Here is a 22,521-nt window from a genome sequence, read left to right as displayed (position 1 = left end):
GAGTTATGTCAGGTTGTCCCGCTGAAACAGAACGGTAGGGGGCGCGGGATAGCGGGCCCGGGAGGCGCGCCGAAGGATGCCGGGATTTTCCCGTGGCTATTTCCAGAAACCGCGAGCAGAGCGGTCGCTTACTTGACCGTGGTCAGATCCGGGCTGGACACGTCATACATCCGGCCGGGCTGCGTGAGCAGCGCCCCCAGTTTCTCCGCCTTCTCGGCGGTGCGATCGGTAGTCCCCCACACGATGGTTCGACCGTCGTCGAGCGTCAGCGTGATCGACGACACCGACGGCGCCGCGACCTTGGCCACCTGCCGCGCCAGATCGGGAGCCAGCGAGGTGAGCACCTGCAGCGCCGCCTTGGTCGTCGGGTCCTGAGGCCCCGGAGCCACCACGTCGAGCACCGGGATGCCCGGCGGCGGCGGTTCGTTGGCGAAGTCCACCCCGTCGCGGTCAATGAGGTGCGTGCCATCGCTGCCCACCCATCCGGCAACCGGCACCCGCTCCACGATCGTGACGCGCAGCGTGGACGGATACTCGCATTGCACCCGCGCGCTGGCCACCCGGCGGATGCTGGCCACCCGGTCCGCGGCCGCGACGGTGTCGATCTGCAGCAGCCGGGTTCCCTGCGCGATGTTCAGTGCACCAAGGACATCCTGTTGGGTCACCACTCCGGTGCCGGTAACCACCGTCTGGCGCACCGACATCAGCGGTGTGAAGTACAGAATTGCTCCGAGCCCCACCGTGATCAACGTCAGCAGTACCGCGAGGAGCAGGGTGTGCAGACCCTGAACCTTCCCTCGGCCCGCGCCCTTGCCCTGGTCGACGTGCTTGCCCTTGGCCGCGGCCTTCGCCTCGCGCCTCGCCTGCTCCAGGGCGATCGCGCGCCGCTGCGCATCCCGGCGCTCCATCCGCTCGCGCCTGGCCCGCATCCGCGGCCCCTCGTCGGCGTCGTCCTCGCCGGCCCCCTCGGCAACGTCGTCCTCGTCAACGGCCTCAGCGGTGGAGTCCTCGATCTCATCGGGTTCCGGGGCCGACTCCGCCGCGCCCTCGGAAGTCTTGTCCGACTCGCTCATTGACCATTCCTCGGCGGCGGCCAGTCATTGGCCCGCACGCGCAATGCACGCACGATCTCCTTACCCTGCAGCGTGACATCGCCAGCGCCCATCGTGACCACCAGATCCCCGGGCGCCGTGGCGGCAGCGACCTGATCAGCCACCGTCGACAGGTCGCGCAGGTAATGCACCGGCACCCCGGTGATCTGCTCGGCGATCAGCGCACCGCTGACACCCGGGAGGGGAGCTTCCCGCGCCCCGTAGACATCAAGCACGAACACCAGATCGGCGATGCTCAGCGCCGCGGCGAACTCCGTGGCGAAAGCGGCTGTGCGCGAGTACAAGTGCGGCTGAAAGACGACAACGGAACGTCCATGTCCCTGCTGCGCGACAATCCCGGAAACAGCCTGCAGCACCGTGCGCACCTCGGTCGGATGGTGCGCGTAGTCATCAAAAACCCGGACACTCTCGACCTGACCGACCAGTTCGAATCGACGGCGCACACCCTCAAATCCGGCCAACCCGTCGAGCACGCCCTCGACCGAGGCCCCGATCTCGGCGGCGGCCACCACGGCGGCCAGCGCGTTCAGGGCCATATGCCGTCCGGGCACCGACAACCGCATGGTGCGTGGGGTGCTCTCGCCCGTCAACTGAATCTGGGCGATGGCTCCGGTGTCCCGGAACTGCCAGTCCCGCAAGCGCCCGGCCACCGGGACATCCCCTGCCTCGGCCTGATCGATGCTGCCGTAGCCACGCACCCGTATACCGCGCTCATGGGCCCGGCGCGCCAATGCCGCCGCACCCGGATCATCGAGGCACACCACCAGAACCCCTTCGGGGCCAAGGGTTTCGGTGAACGCGTCAAACACTGCCGTGTAGGCCTCGACACTGCCGAAATGATCGAGGTGGTCGGCCTCGATATTGGTGACGATGATCAGATTGGGCCGGTACTGCAGCAGGGAGCCGTCGCTTTCGTCCGCCTCTGCCACGAACACGTCCCCGCTGCCGTGGTGAGCGTTGGTACCGGCTTCGTTGAGCTCGCCGCCGACCGCGAACGAGGGGTCGTACTCGCAATGCTGTAGCGCCACGATGAGCATCGAGGTGGTGCTGGTCTTGCCGTGTGTTCCGGTCACCATGAGGGTGCGGTAACCGGCCATCAGGTCCGCGAGCACGACGGGGCGCAGCAGGATCGGTATACCGCGCCGATTCGCCTCCACCAGTTCGGGATTGGTCTTGGGAATGGCGGCGTGGGTGGTGACGACCACGGTCGGACCGCCCGGCAGCAGATCCAGGGCAGCACCGTCGTGGCCGACGTTGACCACGGCGCCGCGGGCACGCAGCGCGAGCACGCCGCGGGACTCCTTGGCATCGGAGCCCGATACCTGCGCTCCCCTGTCTAGCAGAATCCGTGCGATACCGGACATTCCGGCGCCGCCGATACCGACCATGTGCACGCGGCGCAGGTGCTCCGGGAGTGGACCGACGTTCATCGCGAGGTGCCCCGTCTCTGAGAACGCCGTTCTCGGGCGACATCCAATGCCACCTGAGCCACCTGCCGCGCGGCGTCCGGATGTCCGGACAATGCGGCGGCCGACGTCATCGTGGCAAGTTTGTCGGAATCGGACAATATCTCGATCACCATGTGCGCCAATGTCTCCGGAGTGAGGTCGCGATCCGCGACGATGACCCCGCCGCCGGCATCGACAACCGGCAACGCGTTGAGACGCTGTTCGCCGTTGCCGATGGGCAGCGGTACATAGATGGCGGGCAGCCCGACCGCCGAAACCTCCGCGACGGTCATCGCGCCGGACCGGCATACCGCGATATCGGCCGCGGCGTACGCCAGGTCCATCCGGTCCAGGTACGGCAGGGCCACATACCTGGGGACACCCGGGCCCTCGTCAGGTCTCGGCTCGGGCAACTCGATCGTGTTCTTCGGCCCGTGCGCGTGCAGCACCGAAACCCCCGCAGAGGCAAGGTCATTGGCGGCTGCCGAGACGGCATTGTTCAGGGACACGGCACCTTGGGAACCACCGAACACGAGCAGCACCAGTGCGTTGTCGTCAAACCCGTAGTGGGCGCGCGCCTCCTGCCGCAACGCGGCACGATCCAGCGCCGTGATCGACCCGCGAACGGGCACGCCGACCACCTCCGCGTGGCGCAGTCCCGAATCCGGGACCGCGGACAACACCCGCTGTGCGCGGCGCGCTCCAACCCGATTGGCAAGGCCGGCACGAGCGTTCGCCTCGTGGATAACCACCGGAACGCGGGAACGGCGCAACGGCCCGCGACGAGCCGCCAGATAGGCGGGAAGGGCCACATAACCACCGAAGCCGATCACGACGTCGGCCCCGACATTGTCGAACACCGCCCGCGTCTGCCGCACCGCCTGGCGCACCCGGAGTGGCAATCGCACCAGGTCGCCTGTGAGTCGCCGCGGCAGTGGCACCGGGACGATGAGTTCCAGATCGTAACCACGATCGGGCACCAGCCGCGTCTCCAAGCCGCGCTCGGTGCCCAGTGCGGTGATCCGCACCGACGGGTCGATCTCGCGCAGCGCGTCGGCGACCGCCATGGCGGGCTCGACGTGACCCGCGGTACCGCCACCGGCTAGCACCACCGAAAGCGGCCGAAGTTCATCACTCACTCCGGGAGCATCCTTTCGGTCTGACAGCAATCACATGTCGGCAGCTATCGATGGGTTCGGGCGCGTGAACCCCCGGCCCGGGATTGCTCACGGGTCCGGCCGCTCGCACGCGTGCCCGAGGCCCTGCGCACCTGCTGTACCTGCCTATGATGCCCTGCCTCGCTCTCGGAGCGTGCACGTGGCGTGCGCTTGGCGCCTTGTTTGGGCTCTGCCTGCCGTGGTCGATCGGGCCGCGGCTTGGCCGTCTCGGTGCTGCGCACGGCCGACTTGGCACGGAGCCGATCACGTGCGGTGTCGATCCGCGGGGCCACGTACGGCTCCGGCGACGGGAGCCGCAGCACCCTGTTCATCCGGTCACCCGAACCCGCGCGTAGGGCAGCGACAGCCTCGGGTTCATGGCGCGCCGCGTTGGCAATAAGACCGATCATGAAAAGGGCTGTGGCCGTCGCTGTTCCACCCGAGGAGATGAGCGGGAGCTGAATACCGGTCACCGGCAGCAGGCCGATCACGTAGCCGATGTTGATGAAGGACTGGCCGATGACCCACATGCCGGCAGTGGCGGTCAGCATCCGCAGGAACGGGTCAGCACTGCGCTTGGCGATGCGCATGGCGGTGTACGCGAACACCCCGAACAGGGCCAGTACCCCGAGGCAGCCGACGAAGCCGAGCTCCTCGCCGATGATCGCGAAGATGAAGTCGTTGTGGGCGTTGGGCAAGTAGTGCCACTTGGCGGAACCCTGCCCCAGCCCCTGGCCGAAGAAACCACCCTGGGCCAGCGCGAATCGGGCCTGCCGCGACTGATAACCCGTCGCCTGCGGGTCCGCCGAAGGATCCAGCCAGGCCTTCACCCGGTCAGAGCGATACCCGGCAGAGACGGCGAGGATGGCCGCCGCCAGCACGGCGGCCACCACCGAACTGAGGAACACCTTCAGCGGCAGCCCGGCATACCAGAGCAGCGCCAACAAGATGATGCTCATGGAGACCGTCTGCCCCAGGTCGGGCTGGATGACGATGAGGACGAGCGCGATCAGCGCGGCGGGCACCAGGGGAACGAGCATCTCGCGCAGTGACGCCTTCTCCATGCGACGCGATGCCAGCAGATGCGCACCCCAGATCGCGAAGGCGATCTTGGTGAGCTCCGAGGGCTGCATCGACATGCCGCCATAGACGAACCAGCCGCGAGAACCGTTGGAGTACGTGCCAATTCCGGGTACGAGCACCAGGGTGATCAGGACGATGGTGAAGACGAAGGCCGGAAAGGAGTACTTGCGCATCACCCGGATAGGGGTGCGCAGCGCGATGTAGAAACCAACCAGGCCTACACACACCCAGAGCACCTGCTTGCCGAAGACGGCCCACGCCGATCCGTCCACGTCGTAGGACTCGACGCCCGATGCGGACAACACCATGATGAGCCCGAGTGTGGTCAGCAACGCGGCCGTCGCGACGATCAGGTGAAACGACGTCATGGGCCGGTTCAACCAGGCACCCAGCCGAGTCCGGGCCACCAACCCATCGGACTTCACGGCGGAGGACTTCTTGGCCGGCGTGGTCGCGTTCTTGGAGCGGAAAATTCTGGCGAATGGGGCGGTCAGGGTCGACACGTCGCTGTCACCTAACCGGTAAGTGCGTGCACCGCTGCGGCGAATCTGTCGCCACGCTCGGAGTACCCGCTGAATTGGTCGAAGGATGCGCCAGCCGGAGCCAGCAGCACGGTGTCGCCAGGCTGGGCCACTGTGCTGGCGTGCCGGACGGCCGCGGACATGACCCGGGTACCCACGTCAGTGCCACCCCCATCCGCCTCATCAGTCACATAGACCACATTTGCCTCTTGCACCCCAGCATCCTCGCGCGTCACAACCGCAACTACGGGTACATCCGGCGCGTGTCGCGCCAAAGCCTCAGCGATCAGGCCTCGATCCGTGCCGATCAGCACAACTGCGCCTAGCCGGTCGGCACAACCGCGCACCAGATCATCGACCGCCGCGCCCTTGAGCAACCCCCCGGCGATCCAGACCACACGCCGATACGCGGCGATGGACGCCGCGGCCGCATGCGGATTGGTGGCCTTCGAGTCATCCACATACGCGATGTCGCGACGCACAGCGACCAGCTCGGCCCGGTGCCGCCCCACCTGAAAGGCTCCCAACGCGCGGGCAACGGCCTCGGCGGGAACGCCCGCCGCGCGGGCCAGCGCGGCGGCGGCCAGCGCGTTGAGCACACCGATCGGACCCCCCACCGGAAGCTTTGACACCTCGATCAGCGGCACGTCAGCCCCGAATGCCCGGTCCACCAGCCAGCCGTCGCGCACCCCGAGCTCTCCGGGCGCGGGCTCACCGGTGCGAAATCCCGCCGTGATCGGCGCCGACGCGCCGGAAAGCAGCCCGGCCGCCACCGCATCGTCCATACCGACGACCGCGACCTCACCGTTGAGCGCTCGTGCCTTGTCCCGGGTGTAGGCGTCCATTCCCCCATGCCAGTCGAGGTGATCCTCGGCCACATTGAGCACCACGCCGGCCGCCGGGCGCACCGACGGCGCCCAATGCAACTGGAAGCTCGACAGCTCGACGGCGAGATAGTCGACATCGCGAGCCAATACATTCAAAACCGGGTCGCCGATGTTCCCGCACAGTGCACTCGTACGCCCCGCTGCGGTCAGCATCTCGTGGACCATGGCCGTGGTCGTGGTCTTTCCGTTAGTTCCGGTGACCACCAGCCACTGCTTGGGCGGTCCATACCGACCGGAAGCGTCCAGACGCCACGCCAATTCGACGTCGCCCCAGATGGGCAACCCGGCCTGAACGGCGGCCATGACGACAGGTGAGGATGGACCGAAGCCGGGGCTCACGATCACCAGGTCCTGGTCGGTCATGGAGCGCTGCGCCTCTGCGGTGGTGAGCGCTCCACGCCCTGCTTCGCGATGACGCTGCAGAGCTTCCTCGTTGTCATCGCAGACGGTGATGAGGAGGTCGAATCCGACCAGCGCGGCCACCACGGCATCGCCGGTGACACGCGCACCGCAGACCAGAACTCTTGTCCCGCCGGCCAGTTCCGGCACATCAGAAGCGGTCATGGCCGGTTAGTCACCGATCGTGGCGAGCCACTCGCCATAGAACAGGGCCAATCCCAACCCGCAGGCGATCGCCGTCAAGAGCCAGAACCGGATGATGACCGTGGTTTCCGCCCAGCCCAGCAGCTCGAAATGATGATGGAACGGCGCCATGCGGAACACCCTGCGCCCGGTGGTGCGGAATGCGGCGATCTGCAGGACCACGGACACGATCTCGGCCACAAACAGCGCGCCCAGCACCACGGCGAGCAACTCGGTCCGGGTAGTCACCGACAGGCCCGCGATGATGCCGCCCAGAGCGAGCGATCCGGTGTCCCCCATGAAGATCTTGGCGGGTGCGGCATTCCACCACAGGAACCCGATACACGCTCCCGCGGTTGCCGCCGCGATCACCGCCAGGTCCAGCGGGTCACGCACGTTGTAGCAGGCGACACCGGGATGTGTGGAGCAGGCGTTGCGGTACTGCCAGAAGGTCACGATGACGTAGGCGCCGGTGACCATGGCCATACATCCACCGGCCAGCCCGTCCAGGCCATCGGTGAAGTTGACGGCGTTGGACCACGACATCACCAGAATCACGCAGAAGAGCACGAAGACAACCGCGGGCATCGCGACGGTGGCGATCTCGCGCACGTAGGAGAGCTGCGGACTGCCGGGCGTCAACCCGTCGGTGTTCCGGAACTGCAGCACCAGCACGCCGAAGACGAGTGCCGACAGGATCTGGCCGACGGTCTTGGAGGTCTTGTTCAGGCCGAGGTTACGTGCCTTGCGAATCTTGATGAAGTCGTCGATGAAACCGACTCCTCCAAGCATGGTGCCCAACGCCAGCACCAGCAGCCCGGACGCCGAGGGGCCATCAGACCCGAACGCGATGCCAATCAGGTGTGACCCGAAGTATCCGGCCCACATACCGGCCAGGATCGCGACGCCGCCCATCGACGGGGTACCGCGCTTTTTCTGATGATGCTGCGGACCGTCGTCCCGGATCTCCTGGCCGAAGCCCTGGCGCGAGAACACCCGGATGAGCACCGGGGTGAGCATGATCGAGACCAGGATCGCGATCCCGGCCGCGATGATGATCTGCCTCATGCGCCAACCACCTTCAGCAGCTCATCGGCCACGACCCACAGCCCGGCCGACTGCGATGCCTTGACCAGCACCACATCGCCCGCGGCCAGCTCGTCGGCCAGCAGCGTGGCGGCTGCCGCAGGATCGTCCACCAGCACCGCCTCGGACCCCCACGACCCCTCCATCACTGCACCCGCATGCATTGCCCGCTGCGACCTCCCGATTCCGACGACTACCAATCGACTGACATCTAAGCGCACGGCGGCCCGTCCGATGCGGTCATGCTCGGATATCGCGTCGGGCCCCAGCTCTGCCATCTCCCCCAGCACCGCCCAGCTGCGGCGGGATTCTCGCCCGTGGCGGGCCATGGAGACCAGGGCCTTCAGCCCGGCCATCATCGAATCAGGGTTGGCGTTGTACGCGTCGTTGATGACCGTGACACCGTCATCTCGGGTGCTGACCTCCATGCGGCGCCGCGATACCGGCCCCGCCCCGGCGAGTGCGTCAGCGACCTGCGCGAGGGTCGCGCCACATTCCAGGGCGACCGCGGCGGCGGCCAGCGCGTTACCCACCTGGTGCTCACCATGCACGGCCAGCTGGACCGGTACGGCCTCGTCACCGGCATGCAGGGTGAAGCGGGCACGCGCCAGATCGTCGACACTCACCTCACTCGCCCAGATATCGGCGGTGCTGTGCACGCTGGTGCGCACCACTCGCGCCGGTGTCTTGGCCGCCATGGCGGCCACCGCAGAGTCGTCGGCATTCAGCACCGCCACACCATCACTCGAAAGTGACTGCGGCAGTTCGCCCTTGGTATCGGCGATGGCCTGTCGCGAGCCAAACTCACCCAGATGTGCCGTGCCGACGTTGAGTACGACACCGATCGATGGCGGCGCGATGGCGGCGAGGTCCGCGATGTTTCCGGGGCGACGGGCCGACAGCTCCAACACCAGGTACCTGGTCGATTCGCTCGCCCGCAGGACGGTCCAGGGGTGGCCGAGCTCATTGTTGAAGGATCCGGGAGGAGCCACCACCTCACCGAGCGGGCTGAGCACCGCGGCGATGAGGTCCTTTGTCGACGTCTTTCCCGACGAGCCGGTGATGCCCACGATGCGCAGCCCCCGCCCGGTGAGCCGTCGAGCCACCTCGGCCGCCAGCGCTGCGGTCGCGGCCAGCACCGCAGCACCCGACCCATCCGAATCATGTTCCAGTGCAGACACTTCGGTGTGTGCCACGCCGGTCGGCGACACCACGATGGCCGGCACCCCCACCGGCCTGGCGGCCAGCACGGCAACGGCACCGGCCGCGACGGCACCTTCGGCATGATCGTGGCCGTCGACCCGGGCGCCCGGCAAGGCCAGGAACAGGCCACCGGGTCCCACGCGGCGCGAATCGAATTCAACGGTGCCGGTCACGGTCGTGGCCCGGGCCGCTTCGGCGCTGATTCCGTCGAGACGCCCACCGACGATCTCGGCGATCTCGGCGACAGTCATCTCAATCATTCAGGCTCCCGCGTCTTTTCGAGCTCTCCAGGGCTTCCAGCGCGGCACGCAGCTCCACCCTGTCGTCGAACGGGACGGAAACCGCACCGACGCGCTGACCACTCTCGTGCCCCTTGCCCGCGATCAGAACGGTATCCCCCGGTCGTGCCCATTCGGCGGCAAAGTCGATGGCGGCCCGTCGGTCGCCCATCTCGACTACCTCGGCATCCGACCCGCTTATCCCGGAGATTATTTCGGCGCGGATCGCCGCCGGATCCTCGTCGCGGGGGTTGTCGTCGGTGACCACCACCAGATCGGCCAGCTCCGCCGCGACCTGCCCCATATCGGCGCGCTTGCCACGGTCGCGGTTGCCGCCCGCGCCGAACACCACCGCCAGCCGGCCCTCGCGATGGCTGCGCAGGCTCTCCAGGACCGCGCGTAGCGCCCCGGGCTTGTGGGCATAGTCGACGACGGCCAAGAACGGCTGGCCGGCAACCACCGACTCCATGCGTCCCGGCACCCCGGCGGTCGCGATCCCCGGCGCGGCGGTCGCCGCCGGCACCCCGAGTAGTTCTATGATCGCAACGGCAACAAGGCAATTGGCCACATTGTAATGACCCGGTAGCGCGATACCGAGTTCAACGCCGCGCCCGGGACCCTGGGCGACAAACCGTTGACCGCCGTCGTAACCGACCGCCACACCCGAGCAGGTCCAGTCCGCGACGGCACCGGCGCGCGAGCTCACCGTGATGACGTCGGGACCCGCCACACGCGCCAGCTCGGCCATGGCGCGCCCGGCATCATCGTCGACACAGATCACCGAATGCCGTGCCCGCTGCGGTGAATCACGCTGGAAGAGCCTGGCCTTGGTGGCGAAATAGTCCTCCATGTTGGGGTGGAAGTCGAGGTGATCTCGCGAGAGATTCGTGAACGCTCCCACCGTGAAGTGCGTGCCGTCCACACGGTTGAGCGCCAACGCGTGGCTGGACACCTCCATGACTACGGTGTCCACACCACGCTGCACCATTTCGGCCAGCAGCTCCTGCAGAGCCGGCGCCTCGGGGGTGGTCAGCGCACTGGGGACATCCTCGCCGTCGATCCGCACCCCGACCGTACCGATGAGACCGACACGCTTGCCCGCTGCCCGCAGACCTGCCTCCACCAGGTAGGTGGTGGTGGTCTTTCCGGAGGTTCCGGTGACACCCACCACCTGCACCTGCCGCGATGGGTCTCCATAGACCGTCGCCGCGAGCTGACCGAGCACCGCGCGCGGGATGGGGTGAACCAACACCGCGATATCCGTGAGATCCGAGCCCTGATCCGCCAGCAGCTGGGCTCCCGCGGTGTCGGTGAGCACGGCCGTCGCCCCCGCGGCAACCGCCTCGGATGCGAACTGTGCGCCGTGCGCACTACTGCCGGGTAGCGCCGCGAAGAGGTCACCCGCGCGCGCGTCCTGCGCCCTGAGGGTGACTCCCGAGACGGTCGTGTCGGTGCGTGACCCGCGCAGTTCGGCCGAGACCAGTGAGGCGAGGTCGGACACCCGGTGCCGGCGTGTCCGCGGGAGGAACCGATGAGTTCCGGATGCCGCCACCAGTGATCACCTCCTGCCGTCGTTGTGCCGCCCCGGGTCCCTGGGCGTCAAACGACACTACCGGGCGGCCGCATACCCTTGACCCGATGAGGACCGGCTCAGGTGGCCTGCAGGACGAGCGGTGGGCCGGGATCGGGTGATAGTGGCACGTTTTGACGCCGCATGAGCCAGGACGCGATGTTGTGGAATAGCGGTGCCGCGGTCATGTGCGCAGACCCATCGGAACCCCGTCTGGGCGCATTCATCTCGATGCCGATGACGTAACGGGGGTCATCTGTGGTGGCGATTCCCGCGAAGGTGATCCAGTACACGTCGTCGAAGTAGCACCCGCAAGCCGGATTGATCTGCTGGGCCGTACCCGTTTTTCCGCTCAGCTGGTAACCCTCGACAGCGCCGGACGCGCCGGTGCCGTTCTGAATCTGACGCGCATCGGGTTGCAGCACCGCGCGCAGCATATTCCGGACGGTGCGCGCGGTCCCCGCGTTGACCACCTGCACCGGCTCGGGGCGCGGCTCTTCCTTGCGGGTGCCATCGGGCGCCGTGATGCTCTTGAGGATGCGCGGCGGCATCCGCACGCCATCGTTGGCGATGGCCTGGTACATACCCGTCATCTGCAGCAGCGTCATCGACAGGCCTTGACCGATGGGCAGGTTCGAGAAGGTGCTGCCCGACCATTGCTCGATCGGCGGCACAATACCGGCGCTCTCGCCAGGCAGGCCGACGCCCGTGCGCTGCCCCAGACCGAACTTGTCCACCAGATCCATGAACCGTTCCGGGCCGACGCGCTGGGCCAGCATCAGCGTGCCCACGTTGGAAGACTTTCCGAAGACGCCGGTGGTAGTGAAGGGCACCGTGCCGTGCGGCCATGCGTCCCGGACGGTCACCCCGCCCATGTTGATGGAACCCGGAACCTGCAGCACCTCATCGGGGTTGGACAAGTCGTTTTCGATGACCGCCGAGGCGGTAATGACCTTATTCACCGATCCGGGCTCGAACGGCGAGGATACCGATAGATTGCCCATCTCGCGGTTGCCCTGCTTACCAAGGTTCTGTGACGGGTCAAAGGTGTTGTCATTGGCCATCGCCAGGACCTCACCGGTCTTGGAATCAAGCACGACGGCGGAGACGCTGCGCGCCTCGGACAAGTCCTTGGCCTGCTGGACCTGCTGCTGCACGTAGAACTGAATGTCGTTGTCCAGCGTGAGTTCGACGGTGGATCCGTTGACGGCATTGTGCTGGTCGCGGTAGCTGCCCGGAATCACCGCGCCGTCAGAGCCACGGTCGAAGGTCTGCGCCCCGTCCTTGCCGGCCAATGCGCTGTCCAGGGAATCTTCAAGCCCGAGAAGGCCGTAGCCCTCCCAGTCGATGCTGCCCACGATGTTGGCGGCCAATGAGCCACCGGGATACTGGCGGATGTCCTGCCGCTCGGACCCCACTTCTGGGAACTCCTTGACGATCTCGGCGGCGACGGCCGGATCCACCGAGCGCGCCAGATACGCGAAGGTGTCGTCGCTGCGGATCTTCTTCAGCAGGCTCTTGGCATCCGGTTTGTTACCGAGCTTGGCAGAGACCCCGGCGGCGATGTCCTGCAGCCGCTGCTCGGGCTCGACGGCCCTGATTTTCGCCGCCGCGGCTTTAGCGGCGTCACTCTTCCCAGGGTCCTTGAGGGTCTCGTGACTTTTCTCCCACGCCTTGGTGAGTTGTTCGCGAATCTTCTTCGGCTGGAAGGTAAGAGCACGAGCCTCGATGGTGAAGGCCAGTTTGTTGCCCGCGCGGTCGACGATGGTGCCGCGCAACGCCTTCTCGGTCTCGGTGACCTTCAGCTGACCCGCGGCCTCGGCACGCAGACCCGCGGCGCGCGGTCCCTGCAGAGTGAACAACTGGACGGCGGCGATGGCGAGCGTCAGGAAGATGATGATATTGCCCGCCCGGTGCCGAAAGGCGAATCCGGCTGTCCGCGAAACGGCAGCGACTGGCCGTCTGGTGCGACGGGCACCGACCGGCCGGGACCGATCCTCCCGGGTCACGTCGCCGGGCGGGGACTCGTTGTTGCCACGGGATTGAATTGTTCCCCGGTAACTGGAGAATTCGCGATATTTGATGCTTGCGGCGCGTCGGCCACGGGGGGCGGTATCGCGACAGCGGGATCCGGCGCCGCCACGACCGGTGCGGGCACCTGCACCGCGGGCGGCGCGAGGGCCGGGTCCTGTCCCGCAGGAGCTTCCACCACGGGCGCGGGCACGGCCGCCGGCGGTGGCATATGCGGCACCACGGCCACCGGCGGCGGTGCGGGCGGCAGCTGCACGGGCACCTCGACCGAGTTACCGGCCTTCGGAACAGCATCGACATCATCGGGGATCACGGAGTTCAGCGGCGCCGGCGCGACACCTTCCGCGGGCTTCGGAGCACCTACCAGCAGCCAGTTGCCCTGCGGGTCCCGCACCAGATGCGCGATATCACGCGACGGGATCATGCCGAGGTCACGCGCCGAATCCGCGAGTGCCGGTGCGGATTCCGCACGCAACACATCGCGTTCAAGGGCTTCCTTGCGTTGCAACAGACTCTCATTGGTGCGCCGCTGGGTACCCAGCTGGTACGACCGTTCCGCGGCATCGGTCGACAACCACAGTGTGATGGCCAGGCCAACACCGAGAGCACCGATGACCAGCACGACGAACGGAACCTTCGCGATCCACACATGTGGCCGCAGGTCCACACCGGACAGGCGGGTGAGAATTCTTTCACGTAATGGTATGCGAATGACCTTGGGCGCCTTGGCCTTGCGCGCCTTTGCCCGGGCCTTTGCCTGTTGGGTGCTGGTTGCCGGACGGATCTTCTCGGGCGCCTGACGCTGCACCGGGATCGGCATGGTCTGCGGAGCAGAACGGCGCGGGCGCGGCGAAGGACCGGCACCGGTTGCCTTGGGTGTGGCACCGCGACGTTTGGCGGGCTTGGCGGAACTGTTCTTCTTGGGGGCCTCAGCAGCCTTCTTGCGCACCCCAATCATGCGCTCCTCCTATCCGCAACTCGTTCGACTGCCCGTAACCGCACTGGCGCACTACGTGGATTGACTTCTATTTCCGCATCGTTCGCCCGTTCGGCGCCGCGGGTGATTGCCCTGAACTCCGGTGCATCACTGGGTAACTCGACCGGTAAGTCGATGGGCGACCGGGATGCGATGGCGGTCGCGAACTCCGCCTTGACGATCTTGTCCTCAAGCGACTGGTAGGCCATGACCGCGATTCGACCGCCCGGGCGCAACGCCGCCATCGCGGTAGGTATCGCGGCGGCAAGGGATTCGAGCTCGGCGTTAACCGCGATCCGAAGGGCCTGGAAAGTCCGTTTCGCTGGATGACCGCCGGTACGACGGGTGGCGGCGGGGATGGCGGCGTACAGCAGCTCAACCAACTGTCCACTGCGCGTGAAGGGTTCGATGGCGCGGCGCCGGACGATCTCGCCGGCGATCCGGCGCGCGAAGCGCTCCTCCCCGAACCTGCTGAGCACCCTGGACAGCTCTGCCGCCGAATAGGTGTTCAGGATGTCCGCTGCGGTCAGCGCGTCGTGCGCGTTCATCCGCATGTCCAACGGAGCGTCAACCGAATAGGCAAAGCCGCGCTCGGCCTGATCGAGCTGCATGGAGGATACGCCCAGATCGAAGAGCACCGCGTCAACCGAAGACGTTGTCCGGTAACCCAATCCCTCAAGCGCATCAGCAAGGCCGTCGTAGCGGGTATGAACCGCGGCGAATCGCGTCCCGAAGGGCGCTAGCCGCGTTCGGGCGATGTCCAGGGCGTTGGTATCACGATCGAGACCGACGACCGTGAGGCCCGGCAGCGTGGAGAGGAAGTACTCGGTGTGCCCACCCGCGCCGAGGGTGGCGTCGACGAAAATGGCGCCGGATCCGTCCGCGGACCGGGCCGTCAGGGCCGGGGCCAGGAGCTCGTAGCAGCGCTCGAGCATGACCGGGATGTGACCGAACCCGGGCCGAGAATTGTTGTCAGACACGGCGACACCCCTCCGGGAGCGAGAAACGCCCCCGTAGGGGCGGGACATGCCTCTATGGGCGCGCTGGTAGGTGCGAGGAAACCGTGCAGCCCGGTCCCTGCCCGATGGTGCGAACCTGGCGTCGGGGAAGTACGCCAGGGCCGTATCGGACAGAGGCCGCGCTGCGCGGGCTCGCTCAGAAGATGCCATTGAGGGATTCATCGCTGGCCGTCGAGAAGTTCTCTTCGTGCTCCTCCAGGTACTGCTGCCACTTAGCGGCATCCCAAATCTCTAGGTAGTCAACGGATCCGATGACTACGCAGTCCTTGGACAAATCCGCGTACCGCCGGTGGTCGGCGGATAGGGTGATGCGCCCCTGGGCGTCCGGATGTTGTTCGTCGGTGGCCGCGGCCAGGTTGCGCAGGAAGGCGCGAGCCTCGGGGTTGCTGCGAGAGGCCGTGGCCGCCTTGCGTGCCAGCTGTTCGAATTCGGCCCGCGGATAGACGGCGAGGCTGTGGTCCTGGCTTTTGGTGACCATCAACCCTCCCGCTAGTGCGTCTCGAAACTTGGCGGGCAATGTCAGCCGCCCCTTGTCGTCGAGCCTGGGCGTGTAGGTACCGAGAAACATCTCGACACCTCCCTGTCCAAACCCTTCGGAGCTACCCTTCCCTCCGATAGGCGCCACTTTACCCCACAATCCCCCACTTTGAATCTGATTTGCCGCGTGTCTCCCCACGATGCACCCACCAGCAGGTCCTCAGAGGCCACCGACATATTGTTTCCCCAGGTCAACCTAGTGGGGATGAGTGGGGCGCCAGTATCCAGACGAGTTGATAACGATTTGGCCTGCCCGGGCGAACAGGCTTGCGAGCGGTCACCTCACGGCGCGCGGGCCTGGGCTGAACCTGCTCACGCAGCAACGCATACAGCGACAGACCCGCGCGGAGTGCGCGGGTCTGTGATCTCGAGCTGCTTTAGATGACGTGTGTCAGTTGTCGAAACGGCGGCGGAAGCGCTCTTCCATGCGCTGCGCGAATGACCCGGCGGCACGGGGGCGGCGAATGCGACCGCTGACCCCACCTGGTCCTGCTTGCCCGGCAGCACTTGCCTCGGAACGCCGGCTCCCAATGATTGCGAAGACCGCGGCACCGAACATCACCACGAATCCGATGACGCTCAGGATCGGGAAGTTCCCAATCTGGGTGGCGGGCACGGCGACACCAACCACCAACATCGCCAATCCGATGCAGAAAAGCGCCGCACCCTGCAGGCGGCGGCGGCCGGAGGTCGCACCCAGGCGTCCTCCGCGCACACTCGACGCAAACTTGGGATCCTCCGCGTACAGCGCGCTCTCAATCTGGTCGAGCATGCGCTGCTCGTGCTCGGAGAGTGGCATCGGTCCCTCCCTCTGGCGCATCGCAACCGGTTGAGTATGTCGTGTCGTTTTATCAAGGGTGCCGCGGTTACAACACCCTCACGTTCATAATACGAGGTGAATACCCGCTATACCACCCGGTTCACCCACCAATCTCCCAGCCAAGCCCCACCGGGCAACCTCCCACGACGCGGCGCGCCGACGGACCCGGGAAAAAGAGCGACAGCACCCAGGACTGGGCAGAGCGTGATAAACCCGGGCGGTACACACCGAGCCCACACGGAAACCAAAAGGACGCACGTTGACGACATTCCTGGCCGACTTGTCGCAACGCGATATGCAGCGCAGGCTCAGCGAAGCGCTTCGTGTCTATGTCATCGCCATGGGCTATCCGCATGGCACCGAGGATCAGCGCGCTCCCATGTGGCTCGAGCACAGCCGCAGACGCGGCTGGCAGGCGGCCGCCATCTTCGATGCTCCGGCCGTCCCATCGTCTGACTACACCAGGCCCGATGAGGATCTGATGGACCAGGCACGCATCGTCGGGATCGCCTACGGGTATCGCGGTGCCGCGGACCAATGGTGGCACCAGCAGGTCAGCCAGGGCCTGCGGAAATCGGGAGTGCCGCGCGATCGCGTCAGCGCCCTGCTCGACCAGTACTTCGAGTTGACGGAACTGCATGTCGACCCGGGGCTTCAGGGGCACGGCTTTGGCGAGGCGTTGGCGCGGCGGCTGCTGGCGGGCCGCTCCGAATCGCACGTCCTGCTGTCCACCCCCGAGATCACCGGTGAGTCCAACCGGGCATGGCGGCTGTACCGGCGGCTCGGATTCACCGATGTCATCCGGCAGCACCAGTTCGCGGGAGATCCCAGACGATTCGCCGTACTTGGCCGGCCGCTGCCTCTGGAGCCCGGCTATCGGCAGCCGGACGTGACCACCGTCTGGCACGATGAGCCACGATGACTAGGCCAGGGCGGGTGGGGCGCATCGTCGCCGTGCTGTTGTTGACGACGCTGCCGCTGCTGTCGGGATGTGTGCGTATCAAGGCCTCGATGACCGTCACCACCGACGATCACGTCTCCGGCCAACTGATCGCCGTCGCTAAACCGCAGGGCAAGGACGATAAGGGCCCTCAGCTCGACCGCAACATGTCGTTCGCCCAGAAGGTTCAGGTGGGCGAGTACGAGGAGAACGGCATGGTGGGGTCGCGTGCCATTTTCAACGATCTGACCTTCGCGGAGGTCCCCCAGCTGGCCGGGATGAACAAGAACGCCGCCGGATTCGACCTGACACTGCGACGCAACGGCGACGTTGTCGTGCTGGAGGGCCGCGCCGATCTCACCGCGCTGGAAGACACCTCAAATGCCGATGTGTCGCTGGCCATTTCCTTTCCCGGCGATATCGAATCGACCAACGGGGAGACGCTCGGTTCCGACGCCGTGCAATGGAAACTCAATCCCGGCGTGGTCAGCACATTCAGTGCGACCGCCCGCTACAGCGACCCCAGCACCCGCTCGTTCAACGGGGCCGCGATCTTCGTGACGATCTCTGCGCTGCTGGTGGGCGCCCTCGTCGCGTCCCTGGCGTGGCTGGACCGTGACCAATCCCCCCGGTTTACGCCCGACCAGTTCCCGGAGTAACCCGCACGCCGAGATTCTCCAGCACCTCGGAGGTGGCCCGCGCGAAGTTGAGCGTCATGAAGTGCACGCACGGAACGCCCTCGGCGATCAGCCGGGAGGCCATCGCGGTGGCGACCTCGACGCCGACCTTGCGAACCTCGTCACGGTTCTCCTCGGGACCGTCTCCGGCAGCCCGGAGAAGCCGTTCCTCTAGCGCAGCGGGCAGCGTCGAGGAGGCGAGCTCGACCTGCCTACGCACCGACCGCAGCGACGTGATGGGCATCAGCCCCGGAACGATCGGCTTGGCTCCTTGTTCTGGATCGGCGGCCACCACCCGATCACGCAGCCGCAGGTAGTCGTCGACGTCGAAGAACATCTGGGTAATGGAGTACTCGGCGCCTGCCCGCAGCTTGTTCACCAGATTGGCCGTATCGCGTTCCAGATCGATCGCCTGCGGATGGCCCTCCGGGAAAGAAGCCACCCCGACATGGAAATCGCCCAGCTCACGAACCAGCCGCACCAGCTCTTCGGCGTAGGTCAGGCCACCTGGGTGCGGAATCCATTCCGCATTCACGTCCCCGGCCGGATCGCCGCGCAGGGCAAGGATATTGGTGATGCCACGGTCCACATAGGCCCCCACCATCGCGCGCAACTCGTCGACGGAATGCCCGACGGCGGTCAGATGTGCGACCGGGAGCAAGGTGGTGTTCTCGGCCAGCTCGCCGGTCACCCGCACCGTGCGGTCGCGGGTTGAACCGCCCGCACCATAGGTCACCGAGACGAACACCGGCTGATACCGCTCGAAAACTCTTGCCGCCCGCCACAACCGAGCCTCAGCCGCCTCGTCGCGGGGCGGCATGAACTCCACCGAGAACGCGACATCGCCGGGCGGAACCGCGGCGAGTCGATCGGCGATCGACCCCGGATCCTGCAGCTCGGCGACCGATGCGTCACGGTCGAGCGGGTGAGTTGTCACCTGTCCAGGATAGGTGCGATTAGTCTGGGTTCACTCCCCGCGCATCCGGGACCAATTACCGCACCGTGAAAGGACGCCCCGCTGAGTGTCAACGTAGCCGCTGCCAACGCCCGGCACCTGACCGATGCGGTGAGCGACCAACTGAGCCAGTTCCTGGCCGAATGCCGCGAGCACACCGCGCATATCGGGCAGAACTATGAGCATGCGATAACCGCCCTCGACCAGTTTGTGCTGCGTGGCGGCAAGAGGCTGCGCCCGGCGTTCGCCTACTGGGGCTGGCGAGCGGTCACCGACGACCCCGACCCGTGGAACCCCGACGTGCTGCGGGTGTGTGCCGCCCTCGAACTGCTGCACACGTGCGCGCTGATCCACGATGACGTCATCGACAGCTCCGCCACTCGCCGCGGTGAACCCACCATCCACGTCGAGTTCGCCGCCCTGCACCGCGAGAACAACTGGTCCGGCTCCGCCGAGCAGTTCGGCATTTCGGCCGCCATTCTCCTCGGCGATCTGGCACTGACCTGGGCCGACGACATGGTGGCCGGGGCTGGGCTGTCCCCGGAGGCACATGCGCGGACTCGGGGCGTGTGGTCGATCCTGCGCAGCGAGGTGCTCGGCGGCCAATATCTGGACATTCTGTCCGAATCCTCTGGCGATGAGTCCGTCGAAACAGCCATGAGAGTGATCCGCTTCAAGACCGCCGGCTACACCGTGCAGCGACCGCTGCAGCTGGGTGTCGCGATCGCGGCCGAGAACCCGGGGATCTCCGGACTTCTCGGCGATGTCGGGCTGGATATCGGCGTCGCATTCCAGCTGCGCGACGACGTACTCGGCGTTTTCGGCGACCCCAAGGTGACCGGGAAACCCGCCGGCGACGACCTGCGTGCCGGAAAGCGCACCGTGCTGTTGGCCGAGGCGCTGCGGCTGGCACGCATCAACGACAATGCCGCCGAGGACATGCTGCACTCCTGGATCGGCAGCCCGCTCACGGATCAGCAGGTCGCCGAGATGTGTTCACTGATAGTCGACTTGGGCGCGCTGGCGGCCGTTGAATCCCGTATCGAAGAGCACACACACCGCGCACTGGATCAGTTGGCCGGCGCCGATATCGCCGACGACGCCCGTGCCGCGCTGTCAGATCTTGTCCGATTGGTGTCCAACCGGAGCGCATGATCACGTGAGTACATCATCAAAGGCTGTGGAGCCTCCCCTGGAAAATGCCGGGTGGGCAGGCGTCTTCCTGCGGTCCCCCGCCGGACGCGCGGCCGTCACCGGATTCGGTGGCGCCATCCTCATCGCCATCGGCGGGTTGGGTGCGGGCAGCACCCGGCAACACGACCCGCTGCTGGAATCGGTCGGGCTGTCCTGGTTGCGTTTCGGCCACGGGTTGGTGGTGTCCTCGATCTGCATGTGGCTCGGGGTGGTCCTCATGCTGCTGGCGTGGCTCGGGCTGGGTCGGCATGTGATCGCCGGCAAGGTGACCAAAGAGTCCATCCTGATCGTCATTCCCTGCTGGCTGCTGCCGCTGCTGGCCTCCGTGCCGGTGTTCAGCCGGGACGCGTACTCCTACCTCGCCCAGGGCGCATTGCTGCGTGACGGATTCGACCCGTACGTGGTGGGGCCGGTGGAGAACCCGAACCCGTTGCTGGAGAACGTCAGTCCGATCTGGTCCACCACAACCGCGCCGTACGGGCCGCTGTTCATGCTTATCGCACGATTCGTCACTCAGATCGTCGGAGACGACGTGGTGGCGGGAACCATGTTGCTGCGGCTGTGCATGCTGCCCGGGCTGGCCCTGCTGGTGTGGGCCACACCCCACGTCGCGCGCTGTCTTTCCGCCAACGCCAGCAAGGCGCTGTGGATCTGTGTGCTCAACCCGCTGGTCATCATCCATCTCATGGGCGGTGTGCACAACGAGATGCTGATGGTCGGCCTCATGATGGCGGGCATCGCGCTCGCCCTTGAGCGGCAACATGTTTGGGGCATCGCAGTAGTGACATTGGCGGTCGCGGTCAAGGCCACCGCCGGGCTGGCGCTGCCCTTCCTGGTGTGGATCTGGATGCGCCGGCTCGTTCAGAACGCCGACCAGGGCTCGCCGCAGCGCCGCCCGGTCGTCGCGTTCACGATGGCGTCGGCGACCTCCGTCGCGATCGTGGCCGCGGTCTTCGCCGTGCTGTCCTGGATCGCCGGGGTCGGCCTGGGATGGCTGCCCGCACTGGCGGGCTCGGTGAAAATCATCAACTGGCTGACGGTGCCTACCGCGGTCGCCAACCTCATCAACGTCGTCGCGGGCCTTTTCGTCACCGTCAACTTCGATGCCCTGCTGTCGATCACCCGCACTGTCGGCGCCGCACTGGTGGCGCTCGCGCTGCCGGTGGTGTGGTGGCGGCACCGGCACAACGAACGCGATGCGATGTTCGGGATCCTGTGGGCGATGGTGATCGTGGTGCTCATGGCACCCGCCGCGCTGCCCTGGTACTACACGTGGCCGCTGGCCATCGCGGCGCCGCTGCTGCAATCACGCGCCGCCATCGCCGCCATCGCCGGGTTCTCCACCTGGATCATGGTGATCTTCAAACCCGATGGCTCCCACGGCATGTACGTGTGGATCCACGTGCTGATCGCCGCGACCTGTGCCGCGATCGCGTGGCGGATGATCAACACCGCACCCGAGTCACACGAACCCGAACCGGCCGGGGCCGATACTCCGGCACCCGCCGCCTAGTAGGCCATCGCCTGCGCGCGCCGCAATACTTCGCGTGCTTGGTGGCCGTGCAGTGCGTCGACCGGACGGGCCGCCTCGATACGTTCGGTGGTGCCGTCCCTGGTCACGGTCAGCGACTCATCACCGGTGAACAACCAGCGCATGATTTCCGGCTCGTGATATCCCCCGTCGCGCAGCACGGACAACAGCCCGGACAGATGCTTCACCACGGGCCCTTCGGGGCTGAAAAAGATGACGGGAACTTTGATTTCGCCATCGCGCCGCACCGCGATCAGCTCACCGTCACGCAGATACTGCTGAACCTTGCTCACCGTTACCCGCAGGCGCGTAGCCACTTCCTTGAGAGAGAACAGCGGCTCATCGGCGTCAAGCGTGTCGGCGACGTAGGGAATTGCGCTCATGACCAATGACGCTAGTCGTCCTGCGGGCCACGGTCGCCCAAAAGTGTCCTCCGGGTGTGGTGACACGCGTAACCTTCGGATCGTGACGAGTTCCGGCGATCCGACATCGGTCACCCACAGCGAGTACTACCCCTACCCCGTCGAGAAGGTCTGGGATGTTCTCGTCTCCCTCGAACTCACCGCCTCGCAGGTGAAAGAAGTCAACGACGCACCGGTCGAGGTCGGCGAGACCCGCGTCCTCATCACCCATCCGCAGCCCGCGGTCGGATTCGATGGCGTGCTCCGCACCACCTACACCAGCGTGGAGCCCTGCGATCACATCGAACAGGTGCTGACCGCCCCCGGAATCGAAGTGACCTCCCGGTGGAACCTGCTCCCGGAACCTGGTGGCACCCGGCTGCGGGTCACCTATAGCCGGTTTGACCCCGCCATCCCCCTGCATCGTCAATGGCGGACCATGCTGTTTTCGGGGGCCGGGCCGATGCTCAACTCCGTCCGCGAAATGCTCGACAAACGACATTGACGGCGGGG

The 22,521-nt window shown here is 66.4% G+C and carries 20 protein-coding genes; 5 read left to right on the top strand and 15 right to left on the bottom strand.

Annotation, left to right across the window (positions count from 1 at the left end; genetic code table 11):
• Nucleotides 1-128 precede the first annotated feature (128 nt).
• From B4394_RS18935 to B4394_RS18875, 13 genes are all read right to left on the bottom strand, one after another.
• On the bottom strand, nt 129-1,073 hold the full coding sequence (locus B4394_RS18935; protein WP_078315949.1) for a cell division protein FtsQ/DivIB: 945 nt from the start codon (nt 1,071-1,073) through the stop codon (nt 129-131).
• The gene (gene murC, locus B4394_RS18930) at nt 1,070-2,542 is read right to left on the bottom strand and encodes a UDP-N-acetylmuramate--L-alanine ligase (RefSeq protein WP_078315948.1); all 1,473 of its coding nucleotides are present in this window, start codon (nt 2,540-2,542) and stop codon (nt 1,070-1,072) included. The genes B4394_RS18935 and murC overlap by 4 nt, the downstream gene beginning before the upstream one ends.
• The gene (murG, locus tag B4394_RS18925) at nt 2,539-3,699 is read right to left on the bottom strand and encodes an undecaprenyldiphospho-muramoylpentapeptide beta-N-acetylglucosaminyltransferase (RefSeq protein WP_139360304.1); all 1,161 of its coding nucleotides are present in this window, start codon (nt 3,697-3,699) and stop codon (nt 2,539-2,541) included. Before murG ends, murC begins: the two co-directional genes overlap by 4 nt.
• Before the next feature lie 44 nt (nt 3,700-3,743).
• On the bottom strand, nt 3,744-5,303 hold the full coding sequence (ftsW, locus tag B4394_RS18920) for a putative lipid II flippase FtsW (protein WP_078315947.1): 1,560 nt from the start codon (nt 5,301-5,303) through the stop codon (nt 3,744-3,746).
• A gap of 11 nt (nt 5,304-5,314) precedes the next feature.
• Complete coding sequence (murD, locus tag B4394_RS18915) at nt 5,315-6,772, bottom strand: UDP-N-acetylmuramoyl-L-alanine--D-glutamate ligase (RefSeq protein WP_078315946.1); 1,458 nt, start codon at nt 6,770-6,772, stop codon at nt 5,315-5,317.
• Between the two features lie 6 nt (nt 6,773-6,778).
• Entirely contained in the window at nt 6,779-7,858 is a 1,080-nt protein-coding gene (gene mraY, locus B4394_RS18910) for a phospho-N-acetylmuramoyl-pentapeptide-transferase (protein ID WP_078315945.1), read from the bottom strand.
• Entirely contained in the window at nt 7,855-9,339 is a 1,485-nt protein-coding gene (locus tag B4394_RS18905; protein ID WP_078315944.1) for a UDP-N-acetylmuramoyl-tripeptide--D-alanyl-D-alanine ligase, read from the bottom strand. Before B4394_RS18905 ends, mraY begins: the two co-directional genes overlap by 4 nt.
• A complete protein-coding gene (locus B4394_RS18900) occupies nt 9,332-10,909 on the bottom strand; it encodes a UDP-N-acetylmuramoyl-L-alanyl-D-glutamate--2,6-diaminopimelate ligase (RefSeq protein WP_078315943.1) in 1,578 nt (525 codons plus the stop codon). The genes B4394_RS18905 and B4394_RS18900 overlap by 8 nt, the downstream gene beginning before the upstream one ends.
• Before the next feature lie 98 nt (nt 10,910-11,007).
• Entirely contained in the window at nt 11,008-12,936 is a 1,929-nt protein-coding gene (locus B4394_RS18895; RefSeq protein WP_078315942.1) for a peptidoglycan D,D-transpeptidase FtsI family protein, read from the bottom strand.
• Complete coding sequence (ftsL, locus tag B4394_RS18890) at nt 12,933-13,916, bottom strand: cell division protein FtsL (protein ID WP_078315941.1); 984 nt, start codon at nt 13,914-13,916, stop codon at nt 12,933-12,935. Before ftsL ends, B4394_RS18895 begins: the two co-directional genes overlap by 4 nt.
• Nucleotides 13,913-15,115, bottom strand: a complete 1,203-nt coding sequence (gene rsmH / locus B4394_RS18885; RefSeq protein WP_502688535.1) for a 16S rRNA (cytosine(1402)-N(4))-methyltransferase RsmH — start codon at nt 15,113-15,115, stop codon at nt 13,913-13,915. The genes ftsL and rsmH overlap by 4 nt, the downstream gene beginning before the upstream one ends.
• Nucleotides 15,090-15,521: a division/cell wall cluster transcriptional repressor MraZ gene (mraZ, locus tag B4394_RS18880; protein WP_078291548.1), complete on the bottom strand. Its 432-nt coding sequence runs from the start codon at nt 15,519-15,521 to the stop codon at nt 15,090-15,092. The genes rsmH and mraZ overlap by 26 nt, the downstream gene beginning before the upstream one ends.
• 360 nt (nt 15,522-15,881) lie before the next feature.
• Nucleotides 15,882-16,289 (bottom strand): SCO2097 family morphological protein, encoded by a 408-nt coding sequence (locus tag B4394_RS18875; RefSeq protein WP_078311851.1) that lies wholly within the window; start codon nt 16,287-16,289, stop codon nt 15,882-15,884.
• A gap of 280 nt (nt 16,290-16,569) precedes the next feature.
• On the opposite strand from B4394_RS18875, the gene B4394_RS18870 reads away from it, so the two are divergent.
• Both B4394_RS18870 and B4394_RS18865 read left to right on the top strand, forming a co-directional pair.
• Nucleotides 16,570-17,232: a GNAT family N-acetyltransferase gene (locus B4394_RS18870; protein WP_078315939.1), complete on the top strand. Its 663-nt coding sequence runs from the start codon at nt 16,570-16,572 to the stop codon at nt 17,230-17,232.
• Nucleotides 17,233-17,246: 14 nt separating this feature from the next.
• Nucleotides 17,247-17,909 (top strand): LppM family (lipo)protein, encoded by a 663-nt coding sequence (locus tag B4394_RS18865; protein ID WP_078291544.1) that lies wholly within the window; start codon nt 17,247-17,249, stop codon nt 17,907-17,909.
• On the opposite strand, the gene metF is transcribed toward B4394_RS18865, so the two are convergent.
• Complete coding sequence (gene metF, locus B4394_RS18860; protein WP_078315938.1) at nt 17,884-18,864, bottom strand: methylenetetrahydrofolate reductase [NAD(P)H]; 981 nt, start codon at nt 18,862-18,864, stop codon at nt 17,884-17,886. The two genes, B4394_RS18865 and metF, sit on opposite strands and share 26 nt — an antisense overlap.
• A gap of 129 nt (nt 18,865-18,993) precedes the next feature.
• On the opposite strand from metF, the gene B4394_RS18855 reads away from it, so the two are divergent.
• Nucleotides 18,994-20,037, top strand: a complete 1,044-nt coding sequence (locus B4394_RS18855) for a polyprenyl synthetase family protein (protein WP_078311813.1) — start codon at nt 18,994-18,996, stop codon at nt 20,035-20,037.
• A gap of 37 nt (nt 20,038-20,074) precedes the next feature.
• Entirely contained in the window at nt 20,075-21,589 is a 1,515-nt protein-coding gene (locus B4394_RS18850) for an alpha-(1->6)-mannopyranosyltransferase A (protein ID WP_170915046.1), read from the top strand.
• Here the strand turns inward: B4394_RS18850 and B4394_RS18845 are convergent.
• Nucleotides 21,586-21,990 (bottom strand): Rv2175c family DNA-binding protein, encoded by a 405-nt coding sequence (locus tag B4394_RS18845; protein ID WP_078311815.1) that lies wholly within the window; start codon nt 21,988-21,990, stop codon nt 21,586-21,588. The genes B4394_RS18850 and B4394_RS18845 overlap by 4 nt on opposite strands.
• An 82-nt stretch (nt 21,991-22,072) precedes the next feature.
• On the opposite strand from B4394_RS18845, the gene B4394_RS18840 reads away from it, so the two are divergent.
• A complete protein-coding gene (locus tag B4394_RS18840; protein WP_078311816.1) occupies nt 22,073-22,513 on the top strand; it encodes an SRPBCC family protein in 441 nt (146 codons plus the stop codon).
• Nucleotides 22,514-22,521 lie beyond the last annotated feature (8 nt).

Source organism: Mycobacterium sp. D16Q16 (assembly GCF_002013745.1).
Lineage (GTDB): Bacteria > Actinomycetota > Actinomycetes > Mycobacteriales > Mycobacteriaceae > Mycobacterium.
This window is presented reverse-complemented; position numbering and strand designations above follow the sequence as displayed.

Excerpts from the sequence above, each read along its gene's own strand:
- B4394_RS18935 (WP_078315949.1), bottom strand. The coding sequence starts at position 1,073 with ATGAGCGAGTCGGACAAGACTTCCGAGGGCGCGGCGGAGTCGGCCCCG.
- murC (WP_078315948.1), bottom strand. The coding sequence starts at position 2,542 with ATGAACGTCGGTCCACTCCCGGAGCACCTGCGCCGCGTGCACATGGTC.
- murD (WP_078315946.1), bottom strand. The coding sequence starts at position 6,772 with ATGACCGCTTCTGATGTGCCGGAACTGGCCGGCGGGACAAGAGTTCTG.
- mraY (WP_078315945.1), bottom strand. The coding sequence starts at position 7,858 with ATGAGGCAGATCATCATCGCGGCCGGGATCGCGATCCTGGTCTCGATC.
- B4394_RS18905 (WP_078315944.1), bottom strand. The coding sequence starts at position 9,339 with ATGATTGAGATGACTGTCGCCGAGATCGCCGAGATCGTCGGTGGGCGT.
- ftsL (WP_078315941.1), bottom strand. The coding sequence starts at position 13,916 with ATGATTGGGGTGCGCAAGAAGGCTGCTGAGGCCCCCAAGAAGAACAGT.
- rsmH (WP_502688535.1), bottom strand. The coding sequence starts at position 15,115 with ATGAATCCCTCAATGGCATCTTCTGAGCGAGCCCGCGCAGCGCGGCCT.
- mraZ (WP_078291548.1), bottom strand. The coding sequence starts at position 15,521 with ATGTTTCTCGGTACCTACACGCCCAGGCTCGACGACAAGGGGCGGCTG.
- B4394_RS18875 (WP_078311851.1), bottom strand. The coding sequence starts at position 16,289 with ATGCCACTCTCCGAGCACGAGCAGCGCATGCTCGACCAGATTGAGAGC.
- B4394_RS18845 (WP_078311815.1), bottom strand. The coding sequence starts at position 21,990 with ATGAGCGCAATTCCCTACGTCGCCGACACGCTTGACGCCGATGAGCCG.